This window comes from Massilia sp. Root351 (assembly GCF_001425045.1).
In the GTDB taxonomy this organism is placed as follows: Bacteria; Pseudomonadota; Gammaproteobacteria; order Burkholderiales; family Burkholderiaceae_D; genus Rugamonas.
This window is the reverse complement of sequence record NZ_LMDJ01000001.1, coordinates 697522-714731: the sequence shown is the minus strand read 5'-3', so window position 1 is coordinate 714731 and position 17210 is coordinate 697522. Positions and strand designations below refer to the sequence as shown.

General features: G+C 65.9%; 19 protein-coding genes. 5 read left to right on the top strand and 14 right to left on the bottom strand.

The window, feature by feature from the left end; translation table 11 throughout:
• The first annotated feature begins 6 nt into the window (after nucleotides 1-6).
• Nucleotides 7-1161, top strand: coding sequence for an ABC transporter permease (locus tag ASD15_RS03235; protein WP_057153277.1), 1155 nt, complete (start codon nucleotides 7-9; stop codon nucleotides 1159-1161).
• 98 nt (nucleotides 1162-1259) lie between these two features.
• A complete protein-coding gene (locus ASD15_RS03230) occupies nucleotides 1260-2603 on the top strand; it encodes a hemolysin family protein (protein WP_057153276.1) in 1344 nt (447 codons plus the stop codon).
• A 7-nt stretch (nucleotides 2604-2610) separates the two neighbouring features.
• Here the strand turns inward: ASD15_RS03230 and ASD15_RS03225 are convergent, their stop codons facing one another.
• Genes ASD15_RS03225 through ASD15_RS03195 form a run of 7 tightly spaced genes read right to left on the bottom strand, consistent with a single transcriptional unit; the run spans nucleotide 2611 to nucleotide 9475 of the window.
• Nucleotides 2611-4341 (bottom strand): bifunctional diguanylate cyclase/phosphodiesterase, encoded by a 1731-nt coding sequence (locus ASD15_RS03225; RefSeq protein WP_057153275.1) that lies wholly within the window; start codon nucleotides 4339-4341, stop codon nucleotides 2611-2613.
• Nucleotides 4341-5378 carry an AI-2E family transporter gene (locus ASD15_RS03220; RefSeq protein ID WP_057153274.1) on the bottom strand — a complete coding sequence of 346 codons (1038 nt, stop codon included), beginning with the start codon at nucleotides 5376-5378 and terminating at the stop codon, nucleotides 4341-4343. Before ASD15_RS03220 ends, ASD15_RS03225 begins: the two co-directional genes overlap by 1 nt.
• Nucleotides 5379-5430: 52 nt before the next feature.
• Nucleotides 5431-6030: an SCO family protein gene (locus tag ASD15_RS03215; protein ID WP_057153273.1), complete on the bottom strand. Its 600-nt coding sequence runs from the start codon at nucleotides 6028-6030 to the stop codon at nucleotides 5431-5433.
• A gap of 1 nt (nucleotide 6031) precedes the next feature.
• Nucleotides 6032-6925 (bottom strand): heme o synthase, encoded by an 894-nt coding sequence (gene cyoE / locus ASD15_RS03210; protein ID WP_057153272.1) that lies wholly within the window; start codon nucleotides 6923-6925, stop codon nucleotides 6032-6034.
• A complete protein-coding gene (locus ASD15_RS03205; protein ID WP_057153271.1) occupies nucleotides 6922-8148 on the bottom strand; it encodes a heme A synthase in 1227 nt (408 codons plus the stop codon). Before ASD15_RS03205 ends, cyoE begins: the two co-directional genes overlap by 4 nt.
• A gap of 9 nt (nucleotides 8149-8157) precedes the next feature.
• Entirely contained in the window at nucleotides 8158-8706 is a 549-nt protein-coding gene (locus ASD15_RS03200) for a cytochrome C oxidase subunit I (protein ID WP_157200815.1), read from the bottom strand.
• Between the two features lie 34 nt (nucleotides 8707-8740).
• On the bottom strand, nucleotides 8741-9475 hold the full coding sequence (locus ASD15_RS03195; protein ID WP_057153269.1) for an SURF1 family protein: 735 nt from the start codon (nucleotides 9473-9475) through the stop codon (nucleotides 8741-8743).
• A gap of 48 nt (nucleotides 9476-9523) precedes the next feature.
• Between ASD15_RS03195 and ASD15_RS03190 the strand changes: the two genes are divergently transcribed.
• Nucleotides 9524-9727, top strand: coding sequence for a twin transmembrane helix small protein (locus ASD15_RS03190; protein WP_057153268.1), 204 nt, complete (start codon nucleotides 9524-9526; stop codon nucleotides 9725-9727).
• Nucleotides 9728-9834: 107 nt separating this feature from the next.
• Here ASD15_RS03190 and ASD15_RS03185 read toward each other — a convergent pair whose 3' ends face one another.
• From ASD15_RS03185 to ASD15_RS03160, 7 genes are all read right to left on the bottom strand, one after another.
• On the bottom strand, nucleotides 9835-10695 hold the full coding sequence (locus ASD15_RS03185) for a cytochrome c oxidase subunit 3 (RefSeq protein WP_373888153.1): 861 nt from the start codon (nucleotides 10693-10695) through the stop codon (nucleotides 9835-9837).
• Between the two features lie 9 nt (nucleotides 10696-10704).
• Entirely contained in the window at nucleotides 10705-10908 is a 204-nt protein-coding gene (locus ASD15_RS03180) for a DUF2970 domain-containing protein (RefSeq protein ID WP_057153266.1), read from the bottom strand.
• A 9-nt stretch (nucleotides 10909-10917) separates the two neighbouring features.
• On the bottom strand, nucleotides 10918-11466 hold the full coding sequence (locus ASD15_RS03175) for a cytochrome c oxidase assembly protein (protein ID WP_057153265.1): 549 nt from the start codon (nucleotides 11464-11466) through the stop codon (nucleotides 10918-10920).
• Between the two features lies 1 nt (nucleotide 11467).
• Nucleotides 11468-11584, bottom strand: a complete 117-nt coding sequence (locus ASD15_RS33050; protein ID WP_229418041.1) for a cytochrome oxidase small assembly protein — start codon at nucleotides 11582-11584, stop codon at nucleotides 11468-11470.
• Nucleotides 11585-11586: 2 nt separating this feature from the next.
• Nucleotides 11587-13209, bottom strand: a complete 1623-nt coding sequence (gene ctaD / locus ASD15_RS03170; RefSeq protein WP_057153264.1) for a cytochrome c oxidase subunit I — start codon at nucleotides 13207-13209, stop codon at nucleotides 11587-11589.
• Between the two features lie 16 nt (nucleotides 13210-13225).
• Entirely contained in the window at nucleotides 13226-14449 is a 1224-nt protein-coding gene (coxB, locus tag ASD15_RS03165; RefSeq protein ID WP_057153263.1) for a cytochrome c oxidase subunit II, read from the bottom strand.
• Nucleotides 14450-14727: 278 nt separating this feature from the next.
• Entirely contained in the window at nucleotides 14728-15657 is a 930-nt protein-coding gene (locus ASD15_RS03160) for a methyltransferase domain-containing protein (RefSeq protein ID WP_057153262.1), read from the bottom strand.
• Between the two features lie 68 nt (nucleotides 15658-15725).
• On the opposite strand from ASD15_RS03160, the gene ASD15_RS03155 reads away from it, so the two are divergent.
• Entirely contained in the window at nucleotides 15726-16601 is an 876-nt protein-coding gene (locus ASD15_RS03155) for a ComF family protein (RefSeq protein ID WP_082551510.1), read from the top strand.
• A gap of 13 nt (nucleotides 16602-16614) precedes the next feature.
• Nucleotides 16615-17085, top strand: coding sequence for a tRNA (uridine(34)/cytosine(34)/5-carboxymethylaminomethyluridine(34)-2'-O)-methyltransferase TrmL (trmL, locus tag ASD15_RS03150; protein ID WP_057153261.1), 471 nt, complete (start codon nucleotides 16615-16617; stop codon nucleotides 17083-17085).
• Nucleotides 17086-17210: the final 125 nt, after the last annotated feature.

The following is a 17210-nucleotide window of genomic DNA, read 5'->3' as shown; positions in this document are numbered from 1 at the left end:
CCCCGTATGTTCGCCATTCCGACCTTCCCCGCCATCGCCGCAACGCTGCGGCGCATCGCCAATATGTGCCACAAGGAGTTCCTGGCCGTGGTCAAGGACCCGAAAACGCGCGCCATCCTGTTTGTGCCGGCGCTGGTGCAAAGCCTGCTGTTCGGCTACGCCGCCACCTTTGACCTGACCGATGCGCCCTACGTGCTGCTGGACCAGAGCCGCAGCGCCGCCTCCACCGAGCTGGCCGCCAGGCTGGAAGGCAGCGGCGTATTCCGCCGCGTGGCCACCCTGCGCAGCCAGGAAGGCATGGCGCACGCCATCGAAACGCACCAGGCCATGCTGGCGGTGCAGATCGGCCCGCGCTTCGAGCACCAGTTATACGCGGGCGAAGCCGCGCCGGTGCAGCTGATACTGGACGGCCGCAACTCCAACACAGCGGGATCGGCCGCCGCCTTCGCCGGGCAGGTGGTGGCGGCCTACAACCGCGACTGGGCGCGCCGCCACGGCGGCGGCGGCAGCGCGGGCGCTACGCTCGGCGTGGAATCGCGCGCCTGGTACAACCCCAACCTGGAAACCCGCTGGAATATGCTGCCCGGGATGGTGGCGGCGCTGAGCATGCTGCAAACGCTGCTGCTGAGCGCCCTGTCGGTGGCGCGCGAACGCGAACAGGGCAGCTTCGACCAGCTGCTGGTCACGCCCATGTCGCCGCTGGAGATCATGGCCGGCAAGGCGCTGGCGCCGGTGCTGATCGGCCTGGCGCAATCGACCATCATCCTGCTGGTGACCGCGCTCTGGTTCAAGGTGCCGCTGGCCGGCTCGCTGCTCACGCTGTACGCGGGGCTGGGCCTGTTCACCCTGGCCTGCGTCGGCATCGGCCTGTCGATATCGGCCGTGTCGCTGAACATGCAGCAGGCCATGCTGTACACCTTTGTGCTCATCATGCCACTGATGCTGCTGTCCGGGCTGACCACGCCGGTGCGCAACATGCCGCCACTGCTGCAAACGCTCACGCTGGCCAATCCGCTGCGCTTCGCCATCGACCTGGTGCAGCGCGTCTACCTGGAAGGCGTGGGACTGCGCGTGGTGGCGATGGACCTGCTGCCGATGCTGATTATCGCCGCCCTGACGCTGCCGCTGGCGGCCTGGCTGTTCCGCCACCGCCTGTCCTGACGCTGCCGCCGCAGGTGTAGCCAAAAGGCAAATTTGCGCCCGATCGGCCCGCGTCGGATAAGATGTAGGTTTCAACTACGGTCGCGCAAGCGATTTATATGGCTAACTTACTGCTGGTCCTGTTGGCGCTATTCCTGGTAGCGCTCAATGGTTTCTTTGTTGCCGCCGAATTCGGTATCGTCACTTTGCGCCGCACCCGCGTGCGCGCCATCGCCAAAACGCAAGGCCTGCGCGGCCGCATCCTGGCCAAGGTCCACGGTGAACTCGATGCCTATCTGTCGGCCTGCCAGCTGGGTATCACCCTCGCATCGCTGGGCCTGGGCTGGGTCGGCGAACCGGCTTTCGCCTCGCTGCTGGAACCGGTGTTCGGCGCCCTGGGCGTCACCTCCCCGCAGCTGATCCACGGCATTTCCTTCGTCTTCGCTTTCGTCACCATCTCCTTCCTGCACATCGTGGTGGGCGAACTGGCCCCCAAATCGCTGGCCATCCGCCTGCCGGAAGTGGTCGGCCTGTGGAGCGCGATTCCGCTGTACGGCTTCTACTGGGCCATGTACCCCGCCATCTGGGTGCTCAACGCCAGCGCCAACATGGTGCTGCGCCTGGCCGGCCTGGCCGGCGCCGGCGGCCATGGCGACTCGCACTATTCGACCGAGGAACTGAAGCTGATCCTGCGCACCAGCCAGCCTGGCGAGAAATTCAACAAGGACGAGCGCAACATCCTGGCGCACTCGCTCGACTTCAGCCAGCTGTCGGTGTCGGACCTGATGCGTCCGATCCATGAAGTGATCGCGCTGCACGCGTCGAAGTCGCTGGAAGAGAACCTGCAAACCGTGGTGCGCAACCGCTTCAGCCGCTACCCGTACTACGACGCGGACGGCGAGACCGTGCTCGGCATGGTGCACCTGAAAGACCTGTTCTTCGCCGAGCAGTCCGGCAAGGCCATCACCTCGATGATGCCTTTCCTGCGCCCGGTGGAAACCTATTCGGCGCGCACGCCGGCGCTGGAACTGTTCCGCCGCTTCAAGGACGGCGCGCCGCACTTCGCGCTGATCGGCGAAAAGGGCAAGCGTCCGGTGGGCTTCCTCACGCTGGACAACCTGCTGGGCGCCATGGTGGGCGAGATCCACGATGAATTCCGCCTCAACGAAAACGACTGGCTCAAGCAGCCCGACGGCGCGCTGGTCGGCAAGGCCAGCCTGCCCATCGTGTCGCTCGAGCGCGCGCTGGGACTGGACATCGAGAACGAGGAAATGGGCCTGGAGGACATCGAATCGGTGGGCGGCATGGTGATGCTCAAGCTGGGCGACATTCCCAAACAGGGCCAGCGCGTGGAGTTCAACGGCTTCGACATCGTGGTCAAGAAGATGAGCGGCCCGCGCATCCTGCTGGTGAAAGTGATTCCGCGCCAGCCCCGCCACAGCGAATCCGACGACCAGGACTAGGCCGCCGTCAGTCCACGGCCAGCGCTGCGCCGCTGCGCAGCATGGCCACGATGCCCGCTTCGGGCAGCGGGCGGCTGAAGTAATAGCCCTGGAATTCGTCGCATCCCTGGCGCGCCAGCAGCTGCAGCTGGCGTTCCGTCTCCACCCCTTCCGCAATGGCGCGCAAGCCCAGGCTGTGCGCCAGCCTGATCACCGCCGTGACGATGGAGCGGTCCTCCGGATCGCTGGCCGCGCCGCGCGTGAAGGACTGGTCGATCTTCAGCTTATCGACCGGGAAGCGCTTCAGGTAGCTCAGGTTGGAATAGCCGGTGCCGAAGTCGTCGATCGACATCGTGATGCCGATCGCCTTCAGGCGGTGCATCAGCGCGATCGACGCTTCCGGGTCCACCATCGACATGCTCTCGGTCAGTTCCAGTTCGATCAGGCCCGGCTCCAGGCTGTAGCGCGCCAGCACGCCGCGCACCATGGCTTCCATGTCCTGCTGTGCGAACTGGGCGGCGGCCACGTTGACCGCCACCGGCACCACCGGCACGCCGCTGTCGATCCAGCCGCGCAGCGTGGCGCACACCTTGTCCAGCACCCAGCCGCCGATGGCGGTGATCAGATTGCTTTCCTCGGCCACCGGGATGAACTGCATCGGCGGCACCAGCCCCAGCTCGGGCGACTGCCAGCGCAGCAGCGCTTCCAGGCCGATCACCTTGCCGCTGGCCAGGTCCACCTGCGGCTGGTAGTGCAGCACGAATTCGTCGCGCTGCAAGGCCCGCATCAGGCCCTGCTCCAGCTTGACGCGCGCGTTCACGCGCTGCTGCATTTCCTGCGTAAAGAACTGGAAGCCGTTGCGGCCCGCCTCCTTGGCGCGGTACATGGCGATGTCGGCCTGGCGCAGCAGGTCCTCGGCCGAGCCGCCGTCGTCGGGGTACAGGCTCAGCCCCATGCTGGCGGTGATGACGTGCTGCTGCCCGGCCACGGTGACCGGCCGCGCCAGGTGCTCGCCGATGCGCTCGGCGATCATGCCGGGCGTGGCGTCGGCCAGCGGGCTGTCGAGCAGCAGCACGAATTCGTCGCCGCCCAGGCGCGCCACGCTGTCGAAGTCGCGCACGCTGCCGCGCAAGGTGGCGGCCACCGCGCGCAGCAGCTCGTCGCCGGCGGCGTGGCCCAGCGTGTCGTTGACCTGCTTGAATTTGTCCAGGTCCAGGAACAGCACGGCCAGGCGCTCCTTGCGGCGCCCGGCGCGCCGGATCGCGTGCGCCAGGCTGTCCAGGAACAGCGCGCGGGCCGGCAAGCCGGTCAGCGCGTCATGCGTGGGCAGGCTGCCGGCGCCGCCCGCCTCGCCGGCCTTGCCGGCCGGGCGCGCCACGCTCATCACCGCATCGGCGTTGCCGAACCACAGGCGGCAGCCGAAGTACGCCACTTCCACCGGCGCGCCGTCCAGCCGCAGCAGCGGGACCGTGACGCGCGGCTGCTGCCAGGCCAGCGCCAGGTCGCCGTGCAGCCCCCGGTCCAGCTGCGCGCGCAGCGCGGCGGGAACGCGCTCGTCGGCGGCGGTCCCGGCCAGGCTGGCGGCCGGCCCGGCGCCGAACAGGCTGTGCGCGGCCTGGTTGGCGAACACGATCCTGCCGCCGCTGTGGATCCACACCGCATCGGGCACCATTTCCATCAGCGCGCGGTAGCGCGCCTCGCTTTCGGCCAGCAGCGTTTGCGCATCCTTGCGTCCCAGGGCGGGCAGCGTGCCCTGCATCAGGCCGGCTTCCCGGTCCAGTTGCGCAGCAGGCCCAGCGCCACCGCCAGCAAGGTCGGGCCGATGAACAGGCCGACGAAGCCGAACGCCAGCACGCCGCCCATCACGCCCAGCAGCACCAGCAGGAACGGCAGGCTCGAGCCGCGGCTGATGATCATCGGCTTGACCACGTTATCCACTCCGCTGATCACCAGCACGCCCCACACCACCATGAATATGCCCCAGCCGGTGCTGCCCTGGTTGAACAGCCACAGCGCGGCGCCGCCCCAGATCAGCGGCGGGCCGACCGGTACCAGCGAGAACAGGAAGGTGGCCACCGACAGCAGCGCCACGGCCGGCACGCCGGCGATCAGGAAGCCGATGCAGGCCACGGCGGCCTGCGCCAGCGCGGTGCCGAGCAGGCCGTACATCACGCCGCGCACGGTGCGGCTGACGGTGTCGGCCACTTCCACCGCGTGCTCGCCCATGATCTTGTCCATGCCCACCCGCAGCGCGCCGAGGATGGCCATGCCGTCGCGGTACAGGAAGAAGCTGACGAAGGCGGCCAGGCTGACCTGGGCCACGCCGCTGCCCAGCACCACGCCGCTGCCCAGCAGGAAGGCGCGCGCCGGTTCCATGTAGCGCTTGGCCAGCGCCACCAGTTCCTCGCGGCTGCCGATAATCTTGCGCACGTAGGCGTCGGCCGCCTCGCCCACCATCGGGATGTCGCGCAGCCAGGGCGGCGGCGCCACGGTGCCGTCGTCGATGGCGGTGCGCAGGTGATCGTAGGCCTCGCGCGCGCTGTCGGCGATGTTCCAGGTGACCAGGGCCAGCGGCAGGATGATCACCAGGATCAGCGACAAGGTCATGATGATGGCGGCCAGCGTGCGGCGCTGGCGGCAGCGCACCAGCAGCATCTGGAACAGGGGCCAGCTGGAAATGGTGATGGCGGCGGCAAACAGGATCGCCGCCAGGAAGGGACGCAGCACCGCCAGGCAGCCGATCACCAGGAACACGATCGCAGCCAGGCGGCTGTAAGGTTGAAAACGCTTTTCCATCTAGCCCTCGAATTGTTGTATCGGGGGCTAGCTTATCAGGAAAGCAGCAGCATCAGGAAAGAAGCAACTTCAGGTCATGCGCGATCGGCGCCGGGCCCTGGCCGTGGCGCAGGAACAGGCGGATCTTGCCGTTCTTGTCGAACACATAGCTGCCGGCCGTGTGGTCGATGGTGTAGCTGTCCGGCGTCTTGCCTTCCACCTTGTTGTAGATGACCTTGAATTCCTTGGCCACCTGCGCGGTCTGCTCGGGGGTGCCGTACAGGCCGATGAAGCGCGGATCGAAGGTGGGCGCGTACTGGGCCAGCAGTTCCTTGGTGTCGCGCGCCGGGTCCAGCGTGATGAACAGCACCTGCACCTGGTCCGCCTGCGGGCCGAGTTCCTTCATCACGCCGGCCATTTCGGCCATGGTGGTCGGGCACACGTCCGGGCACTGGGTGTAGCCGAAGAAGATCACCACCGCCTTGCCCTTGTAGCTCTCCAGCGTCACCGGCTTGCCGGTGTGGTCGTTCAGGGAGAAGCCCTGGGCGTAGCTCAGGCCCGTCAGGTCGGTGTTCTTGAAGGCCAGGCCGGAGCCGGGGGCCTGTTTCTGGCATCCGCCCAGGGCGAGCGCGATGCACAGCACGGCAAACAGCGATTTTAATGATTTGGTCATGTCAGATCTTCACGTAATGGTCCACCAGCAGCGCGGCGAACAGCAGGGACAAATAGATGATGGACCAGGTAAACGCCTTGCGCGCCACCAGGTCGGTGTAATGGCGGTGCACGCGCCAGCTGTGCCACAGGAACACCACGTTCAGCGCCACGGCGCTGACCAGGTAGATCAGGCCGCTCATCTTCACGGCGAACGGCAGCAGGGTGGTGGCGGCCAGCGCGATCGAATACAGCCACACGTGGAAGCCGGTGAAGGTCATGCCGTGGGTGACGGGCAGCATCGGCAGGCCGGACTTGGCGTAGTCGTCGCGGCGGTACATGGCCAGCGCCCAGAAATGCGGCGGGGTCCAGATGAAGATGATCATCACCAACAGCCAGGCCTGCATCGGCACTTCATTGGCCACGGCGGCCCAGCCCAGCGCCGGCGGCATGGCGCCGGACAGGCCGCCGATGACGATGTTCTGCGGCGTGGCCGGCTTCAAAATCATGGTGTAGATGACCGCGTAGCCGACAAAAGTAACAAAGGTCAGCCACATGGTGAGCGGGTTGACCAGCGTGTACAGGATCCACATGCCCAGGCCGCCGATCACGGCCGAGAACACGGCGGTCTGCGTTACGCTGATTTCGCCCTGCGCCATCGGGCGGCGCGCGGTGCGCGCCATGCGCGCGTCGATCTCGCGCTCGGCCAGGCAGTTGACGGCGAACGCGGCGCCGGCCAGCAGCCAGATGCCGATGGTGGCGGCCACCACCACGCGCCAGCTGGGCAGCTCGTCGGTGGCCAGGAACATGCCGATGACGGCGCAGAACACCGCCAGCTGCGTCACGCGCGGCTTGGTCAGCGCCCAGTACTGGGCGATGCGGTTGGTCGGTTTATGTAGAGCGGTCTGGGTGGTCATTGGCGGTGTCTGGCTGGCGCAGCGCCTTGCTGGGCCGTGTCGAGTTGGTGCTTAGCGCGATAGTTTAACATGGTCAGCAAAAGCACCAGCAGCGCCGCTCCGGCGTTATGCAGCACGGCGATGGCGAGCGGGAAACTGAAGTAGATCGTGGCCAGGCCGCTGGCCGTCTGCAGCGCCAGCACGGCGGCGATGCCGCGCGCCAGCCTTGTCATTGCGGCCAGATTCCATGCGCGCCAAGCCGCGTAGCCAGCGAGCAGCAGCACCACCAGCGCGAAGTTGCGGTGAACCCAGTGAATCGCCGTCAGCGCGGAAAACGGCAGGTAGTGGCCGGCGGCGGTCTTGCCCAGCTCGCGCCACAGGTGGAAGCCATGCTCGAAGTCCATCTCGGGCACCACCTTGCCGGCGCACAGCGGGAATTCGGTGCAGGCCAGGGTGGCGTAGTTCGTGCTCACCCACCCGCCCAAGGCCAGCTGCACCAGCAGCGCGGCGCCGGCGGCCAGCGCCAGCCAGCGCACGGTGCGCAGCACCGGCAGCGGCGCGATCGGCACGCGGCGCGCCGCTGCCGGCGCCGGCGGCCTTGCCGACGCCGGCGCTAGGGCTGCGTGCACCGTGTCCTGGCGGCAGCCGAACCACACCAGCATGGACAGCAGGCCCATGCCCAGCAGCAGGTGCATGGTGACGATCACCGGCTGCAGCTTGAGCGTGACGGTCCAGGCGCCGAACGCGCCTTGCAGGCAGACGAAGAAGAACAGCGCCACCGGCAGGCCGGGCGCGTAGGTCCAGCGCGCCGCGGCGGCCGCCGCGAGATGTTCGGGCTGCGCGGCCAGCTTGCCCGCCCGGCGCGTTTGCAGCAGCGCCACCGCCATCATGGCCACGATCAGCACGCCGATGCCCATGGCCAGGTAGCGGTGGATCATTTCCACCCAGGCCTTGAACACGGTGACCGGGCCGCTTGGCTGCAGGGCCTCGGCGGCGGCGATCTCGGCATGCGCCAGGAAAGGATTGGCCAGGCCGTAGCAGCCCGGCCAGTCCGGGCAGCCCAGGCCCGAATCGGTCAGGCGGGTAAAGGCGCCGAACACGATCAGGTCGAACGTCAGGAACACGCTGATCCAGACCAGCTTGCGGTACTTGTTCTCATCCGAGGACACCCAGACCATGGACAGCGGCAGCAGCGCCACCAGCAGTCCGGTGATGGCCAGCTGGGCCAGCGTGGTGCTATGCATTGCGCCCCCTCAACCGATGGCCGAAGCCTTGAGCAGCTTGGCGATATCTTTCTTCACCTTGCCCGGTTCCGGGTCTTTCGGGAAACGCATCATCAGGTTGCCCAGCGGGTCGATCAGGTAGATGTGGTCCGAGGCCTGGCCGCCCTGCTCCACCGGCAGCCACTTGGCCACGGTGCCGGCCGGTGCGCGCAGCATGCGGGTGCCGTCGTTCACGCGCAGCAGCACCGTCTCCAGCGGCTGGTCGTCGGTAATCAGCCACACGCGTTCGATGCGCTCCATCTCCTTGCCCTGCATGGTGCGCAGCTGGCGCATGGCGAACAGCTGGTCCTGGCAGGCCTGCTGGCAGTCCGAACCGCCCACCTTCAGCATGATCCACTTGCCCTTGTAGGCATCGAGCCCGGTGGGCTTGCCGTCCAGCGTGGCGCTGGCCATGGCGGGAATCGGGTACTGGCGCGGGTCGATCAGCGCGCCGTAGTTGGTGCGCCCTTCCGGCTTGATGATGTAGTAGGTGATGTACGATGCAATCAGCGGCGCCGCGCACACGGCCAGCACCGCCATCAGCTTCCAGCGTCCACGCGAGCGCTTGGTTTCCTCAGTTTTGTTTTCCACGTCTGAATCCTGTTGCAACGAAAAAGAGAGCGGCCATGACAGCCAGTGCATACCACTGGAAGGCGTAGCCGCGGTGTTTGTCCACGCCGGAAGCGGGCGCCGGCCAGTCGTGCGACAGGCCGCTGTCCTCCGCACCGGCCGGGGCGGTTTGTTCGATGATGAAGGGCTGCATGCGCAGCCCGCTGGCGGCGGCCACCTCGGCCACGCCGGCATTTTGCACGATGGCGCCCGGCTTGAGCGGCGGCGCCGTGCCGAGTTGCATCACATGGCCGGCATGCAGCCGTGCCACGCCTTCCAGCGTGACGGTGCCGGACGGCGTGCCGTAGGGCGGCAGCTGCTCGCGCATCGCCGAATTGCGCGGCAGCCAGCCGCGCGCCACCAGCACGTGCTGGTCCGAGCCGTCGATACGGAACGGCATCAGCAGATAAAAGCCGACGCCCTTGGCCGACGGGCGGTTGTCCAGGTACAGCGGCCAGTCCGCGACAAAGCGGCCGGTGACGCGCACGCGGCGGAACTCGACCTGCGCCACCTCGGCGGCCGGCACGGCGGCCGCGCCCAGCAGCAGCGGCGCGCCGGCCTGCCCGGCCTGCAGGCGCGCCTCGGCGGCGCTCTTGTCGGCGGCGCGGCGGTCCTGCCACCGGCCGAGCGACACGCCCAGCGCCACCAGCAGCACAGTGGCGGCGAAGGGAACCCATTTGAAGCGGAAGGCCATTACAATGGTGCCTTATTCCCGACCTGCGTCCCGACCTGCGGTACTGCCAATTCCATGAAAATCCTCGTTGCCATTGCCTTCATCCTGATCCTTGCCAGCCTGGGGTCGGCCCTGTATTACATGATGCGCCAAAAGGGCAAGAACGACCAGCGCATGGTGCGCTCGCTGGCCATGCGCGTGGGCTTCTCGATCGCGCTGTTCGTGCTCATCCTGGTGGCGCACAAGCTGGGCTACATCCAGCCGACCGGCATACGCTAGCGCCTTGCCGGCGCCAAGAAAAAAGCCGTGCGCGGGTTCACCTGCGCACGGCTTTTTTCATTGCGGCGAACCTTGTCCGCCGCAGATTATAGCGCTTACTGTGACAGTTACAGCCAGTAGACCACGATGTACAGGCCCAGCCAGACCACGTCCACAAAGTGCCAGTACCAGGCGGCGCCTTCGAAGCCGAAGTGGTGTTCCGGGGTGAAGTGGCCCTTCATCACGCGCACCATCACCACCGCCAGCATGATCGCGCCCATGGTCACGTGGAAGCCGTGGAAGCCGGTCAGCAGGTAGAAGGTGGAACCGTAGATGCCCGAGGTCAGCTTCAGATTCAGTTCGCTGTAGGCGTGCATGTACTCGTACACCTGGAAGCACATGAACACGGCGCCCAGCGCCACGGTGGCGGCCAGCCAGCCGACGGTCTTGCCGCGCTTGCCCGCGATCAGCGCGTGGTGGGCGATGGTCAGGGTCAGGCCGGACAGCAGCAGCAGCGCGGTGTTGATGGTCGGGATAGGGAACGGGCCCATGGCGGTGAAGCTCTCCACCACGCCGGCCGGGGTGTTGCCCCACTGCGCGGCGAAGTCCGGCCAGATGAATTTATGGTCCAGGTCACCCAGCCATGGCAGGGAAATGGCGCGGGCGTAGAACAGTGCGCCGAAGAAGGCGCCGAAGAACATCACCTCCGAGAAGATGAACCAGCCCATCGACCAGCGGTAGGAATGGTCGATGCGCTTGCTGTACAAGCCGCCTTCCGATTCCTTGATGGCGTCGCCGAACCAGAAATACAGCACGGTCAGCGTGGCCAGGATGCCGATGATGTTGACGGTGGAGCCCCAGGAGGCGTCGTTGACCCAGGCCGACGCGCCTATCATGGTGATGAGCAGGGAAATGCCGGCGAGCATAGGCCAGCGGGACGGACCAGGCACGAAGTAGTACGGTGCCGCGTTATGTGAACTCATCTTCATCTCCTAAAATTACTGTGAAACTACGAACTTCACTATTGTTATCAGCAAGCCAATGAACAGCGCCACGCCTATCAAGGCGGCGATGATGACGTGGAAGGGGTTGAGCTTGGCCCCGTCCTGGTCAAAATCCTTTTTCCGGCGCAGGCCGAAGAACGACCATATCACCGCTTTCATCGAATACATGAAAGAAGCTGTTTGCTTCTTTTCTTCCATCTTGGCCTCCTAGTTTGAGGCAGTCTTATCCAGTCCCGCGATCTCGAAGAACGTGTACGACAGCGTGATGGTCTTCACGTCCTTCGGCAAAGCCGGGTCGATGAAGAACACCACCGGCATCTGCCGCGCCTCGTTCGCCTTCATGGTCTGCTGCTGGAAACAGAAGCACTCCACCTTCTTGAAATAGGCCGTGGCGCTGTTCGGCGCGTAGCTCGGAATCGCTTGCGCGTTCACCGTGCGCGGCTGCGTGTTGACCACTTCGTACACCACCGTGGCCAGTTCGCCCGGATGGACCTGGATGCTGCGCTGGGTGGCGCGGAAACGCCACGGGCCGTGCGCATTGCTGTCCAGCTCCACCGTCACCAGCCGGCTGCTGTCGACCTGGGTATTCTTCGGGTCCAGCGAAACGGTGCCGTCCTTCTGCGTGATCATGTTAATCCCGAGCACCTCGCAGATATGCTTGTACACCGGGATCAGCAGGTAGCCGAAGCCGAACATCATCACCGCGATGATGATCAGCTTCCGCAGCATGCGCAGGTTTTCGGCCTTGACGCTCATGTCAGCCTAGCCAGCCGCGTTTGACGAACACCGACACGAAGAACACCAGCGCGATCGAACCCAGGATCAGCGCCAGCTTCAGGTTGCCCTGCTTCTTGTCGGCTTGAGGGGCGGCCATGATTATTTCACTTGCGGTGGGGTTTCAAAGGTGTGGAACGGCGCCGGCGACGGCACGGTCCACTCCAGGCCTTCTGCGCCTTCCCATGGCTTGTCGCCGGCAGGCTTGCCGCCGCGGATGGTCGGCAGCACCACGAAGAACAGGAAGAACACCTGGCTCAGGCCGAAACCGAAGGCGCCGATCGAAGCGATGGCGTTGAAGTCGGTGAACTGCGCCGCGTAGTCGGCGTAGCGGCGCGGCATGCCGGCCAGGCCCAGGAAGTGCATCGGGAAGAACGTGATGTTGAAGGTGATCAGCGACAGCCAGAAGTGGGTCTTGCCCATCGCTTCGCTGTACATGTGGCCGGTCCACTTCGGACCCCAGTAGTAGAAGCCGGCGAACAGCGCGAACAGCGAGCCGGCCACCAGCACATAGTGGAAGTGCGCCACCACGTAATAGGTGTCCTGCAGCTGGATGTCGATCGGGGTCACGGCCAGGATCAGGCCGGTGAAGCCGCCGATGGTGAACACGAAGATGAAGCCCACGGCAAACAGCATCGGGGTTTCAAAGGTCATCGAACCCTTCCACATGGTGGCGATCCAGTTGAACACCTTCACGCCGGTCGGCACCGCGATCAGCATGGTGGCGTACATGAAGAACAGCTGCGAAGTCACCGGCATGCCGGTGGTAAACATGTGGTGCGCCCAGACGATGAAGGACAGGATCGCGATCGACGCGGTGGCGTACACCATCGAGTGGTAGCCGAACAGGGTCTTGCGGGCAAAGGCCGGGATGATCTGCGAGACGATGCCGAAAGCCGGCAGAATCATGATGTACACCTCGGGGTGGCCGAAGAACCAGAAGATATGCTGGTACATGACCGGGTCGCCGCCGCCGGCGGCGTTGAAGAACGAGGTGCCGAAGTGGCGGTCGGTCAGGGTCATGGTGATGGCGCCCGCCAGAACCGGCATCACGGCGATCAGCAGGTAGGCGGTGATCAGCCAGGTCCAGCAGAACATCGGCATCTTCATCAGGGTCATGCCGGGCGCGCGCATGTTCAGGATGGTGACGATGATGTTGATCGAGCCCATGATCGAGGACGCGCCCATGATGTGCATGGCGAAGATGCCCATGTCCATGCCGGGGCCCATCTGGGTCGACAGCGGCGCGTACAGCGTCCAGCCGGCGGCGGTGGCGCCGCCCGGCACGAAGAACGAGCCGGCCAGCAGCAGCGCGGCAGGCGGCAGCAGCCAGAACGAGAAGTTGTTCATGCGCGCGAACGCCATGTCGGATGCGCCGATCTGCAGCGGGATCATCCAGTTGGCGAAGCCGACGAAGGCCGGCATGATGGCGCCGAACACCATCACCAGGCCGTGCATGGTGGTGAGCTGGTTGAAGAACTCAGGCTGGAAGAACTGCAGGCCGGGCTGGAACAGCTCGGTGCGTATCATCAGCGCCAGCACGCCGCCGGACAGCAGCATGATGAAGGAGAACCACAGGTACAGCGTGCCGATATCCTTGTGGTTGGTGGCGAACAGCCAGCGCTGGTAGCCGCTGGGGTGGTCGTGTGCGTGGTCGTGTCCGTAGTCATGACCATGGTCGTGGCCATGCGCATGATCGTGTGCGTGATCGATAGTCGTGCTCATGATGTGCAACTCCTAATTACTTGCGTGCAGCCAGGACTTCGGCCGGTTGAACGATGTTTTCGGCCGGCTTGTTCGACCAGCTGTTGCGCGTATACGTGATGACGGCGGCGATGTCGGTGTCCGACAGCTGCTTCCAGGCCGGCATCTCGGCCGGGAACTTGCCGGTCTTCTGGCCGTTCAGCAGCACGTGGATCTGGGCCGCTTTCTCGCCGTTGACGACGGCGGAGCCGTCCAGCGGCGCGAAGGCGCCAGGTACGCCCTTGCCGTTGGCCTGGTGGCACACGGCGCAGTTGGCCGAGTACACTTTCTCGCCCTTGGTCTTCAGTTCATCGATGGTCCAGGTCTTGTTCGGATCGTCCGCCAGGGCGGCCAGTTCCTTTTTCTTCTTGTCGGCCCAGGCGGTGTACTCCTCGGCGGTGACCACGCGCACCACGATAGGCATGAAGGCGTGGTCCTTGCCGCACAGTTCCACGCAAGTGCCGCGGTAGACGCCGGTGTGCTGCGCCTTGAACCAGGTGTCGCGCACGAAGCCGGGGATGGCGTCCTGCTTCACGCCGAAGGCGGGAATGGTCCAGGCGTGGATCACGTCGTTGGCGGTGGTGACGATGCGGATCTTCTTATTGACCGGCACCACCACCTCGTTGTCGACTTCCATCAGGTAAGCGTCGCCGCGCTTCTCGGTCGGCGCCACGCCCGGCGCGCCCACTTGCGAGCGCGGCGTGGACAGGTTGGAGATGAAGGTGATGCCCTCGCCCTCGCCCTTCAGGTAGTCGTAGCCCCATTTCCACTGCATGCCGGTGGCTTTGATGGTGATGTCGGCGTTGGAGGTGTCCTTCATGGCCACCACGGTCTTGGTGGCGGGCAGCGCCATGCCGATGACGATCAGGAACGGCACGATGGTCCAGGCGATTTCGACCGCGGTGGACTCGTGGAAGGAGGCCGATTTGTGGCCCAGCGACTTGCGGTGCTTGAGGATGGAATAGAACATCACGCCGAACACGGCGATGAAGATCGCCAGGCAGATGTACATCATCAGGTTGTGCAGGCTGTAGATGTCCGCAGCGATGGCGGTGGCGGGCGCCTGCAGGTTCAGCTGGTTGACCATGGGACCGCCGGTACCGCCGGTGGCCTTCGAGTATTCAGTAGCCGCTGCAGCCGTCTCCGCCGCCCAGGACGGGACTGCGGCGGCTGTCATCGACAGCGCGAGCATCAACGATTGAAATCGCTTTGCATGTTTCATGTTTTCCCCAACCACCCAAGAAATAATTAATATTTTTAAAGGCAGCCGTCCGATGTTCTGAATAGCCGCCGTACGCTACAACACCTAAAGTCCCCCCACCCTGTATTTTGGTAATACTTATACAAGACGAAATGATGGCAAAATTAGTCAAGGATTATAGTCAACACCCCTAGGGGCATCAAGGAAATTATCTGTTACGCAAGCCCAATCGTCAGTGCTTTGGCGTTATTTGCCACATATGCGGGACGCTATTCCACAGCGGGCCGCCTGGCGCCGGCCTATTTCCCGGGCTTGCGCGGCAGGTCGAAGCGGACAATCGACTCGCCCTGGCTGGTGCTGCGTGGTGCCGGGCGGAAAGCATGTCCGTAAAGCACCTCGAAAGTCAGGCCCAGCTTGCCGTCCGGGCGGCGCTGGCGCTCCAGCGCGGCCAGCAGGCGGTCCCGGCCGGCGCGGCCCAGCAGGCCCTGGCGGCGCGTGGCCAGCGGATTGCCGCCCCAGGCGCGCACGTCGGCCAGCAGCGCCTGCGGCGTGCCATAGGTGACGGTGATCTTCTCCATGTCCAGCACCGGGGTGGAAAAGCCGGCCTCCACCAGCTGGTCGCCAAAGTCGTGCATGTCCACGAAGGGCAGCGCGTGCGGGAACAGGTCGACCTCGGCAAAGGCGGTGCGCAGCTCGGCGAACGTGTCCGGGCCGAAGCAGGAAAACATCAGCAAGCCCTCGACCCGCAGCACGCGGCGCCACTCGGCGAACACGCGGTCCGGCTGCGGATGCCAGTGCAGCGCCAGGTTGGACCAGACCAGGTCCATGCTGTGCAGCGCCAGCGGCAGCTCGGCAAAATCGCCGCACACCAGGTCGACCCCGGTCTTGGACGGCAGCAGCTTGCTGATCAGCTGGTTCAGTCCGCCTTTCGGCGCCGGACTGGCGGCGGCGGCCGCGCGCGCCATCGGCTCGGCGGCGTCCACGCCCAGGATTTGGGCGGCGGCATACATTTTTTGCAACATCGGCAAATCGGCGCCGGCGCCGCAGCCCGCGTCCAGCACCCGCTGCGGCACGATTTTCACCAGTTGCAGGCGGTCCTGCATGCGCGACGCAATCTCGCGGCGCAGGAAATCGGACGGCGCGATGCGCTCGGGGCGGGAAAACAGCGCGCGCACGCGCTCGATGTCGATGGGCGCGCTCAATTTCGGCGGCTTGGCGGGAACTTGCATGATCGGTCAGACTCGCGGTCGGATGGGTGAGATAATGGCGGCAGTTTACATGGTTAAGGGGAAGTGCGATGCCTGGCCCTGAATCCGCGCCCGGCGCAGCGGTTGCCGCGCCGGCCGCCATCGACGCCGGCGCAGCCCCGCCGGCCCGCCTGCGGCCCGGGCTGCTGTCCCGTGGCCGGCTGCGCGCGCTGCTGGCGCGCGCCAGCCACACATTGCTGCCGGGCGCTTGCGTGCTGTGCGGCGGGGAAGCCTGGACCGGCATGCAAACTTGCCAGCAATGCCATGCGCAGATATTCGGCACGGCGCGTCCGCGTTGTGGGGTCTGCGCCAACCCGCTGGCGGGGCAGTGGCACGCGCAGGCGCCCGGCGCGCCGATGCCGGCCAGCCGGGGCGGCGCCGTGTGCGGCCGCTGCCTCGCGCACCGGCCCGCCTTCGACGCCACGCTGGCCGCCGCCGACTATGCCATGCCGCAAGACCAGCTGGTGCTGCAGCTCAAATTCGGCGGCCGGCTGGCGCTGGCCGCGCTGTTCGGCCGCGCGCTGGCCGACGCGGTCCAGGCCGCGCCGGGATTCGAGCGGCCCGCCGTGCTCTGCCCGGTGCCGCTGGGGCCGCAGCGGCTGGCCGAGCGCGGCTTCAACCAGGCGCTGGAAATCGCCCGCGCGCTGGGCCGGCGGCTCGACATCGCCGTGCACCCGCGCCTGGCAGCCCGGGTGCACGACACGGCCGCGCAAAGCCTGGTGCAGCCGTCCGAGCGGCGCGCCAACATCGCGCACGCCTTCGCGGTAGCGGACCGGGCGCTGGTCGAAGGGCGCCACATCGGCATTGTCGACGACGTCATGACCAGCGGCCAGACGCTGGACGAACTGGCCGCCGCATTCAAGCGCCACGGCGCCGCGCGCATCACCTGCCTGGTGTTCGCGCGCACGCCGCCGCATTATAGTTAACAGGAGAAACGCAGTGTTCCACGTAGTACTAGTCAACCCCGAGATCCCGCCCAACACCGGCAACGTCATCCGGCTGTGCGCCAACACCGGCGCCCGGCTGCACCTGATCGAGCCGCTGGGCTTTCCGCTGGAAGACAGCAAGATGAAGCGTGCCGGGCTCGACTACCACGAGTATGCCAGCATGAAAGTGCACAAAAGCTGGGACGCCTTCCTGGCCAGCGAGCAGCCCGACGCGGCGCGCATGTACGCGATGACCACGCACGGCTCCTCGCCGTTCGCGCAATGCCGCTTCCAGCCCGGCGACTACTTCGTGTTCGGCTCCGAGACGCGCGGCCTGGCCCCGGAGCTGCGCAACAGCTTCCCCGAAAGCCAGCGCATCCGTCTCCCCATGCGCCCCGACAACCGCAGCCTCAACCTCTCCAACACGGTCGCCGTGGTCGTATTCGAAGCCTGGCGCCAAAACGGCTACAGCGGCGGCGCCTGACACCCCAAGGCTAGCAGCCTGAGCCGCATCCCCCGCACAGCGGGGTCAGACCCCGACTTAGGCCAAATGCGGCTCAGCTCGCCAGTGAAAAGTTGATGGGCATCAATATGCCGCGGTGCCCCGGC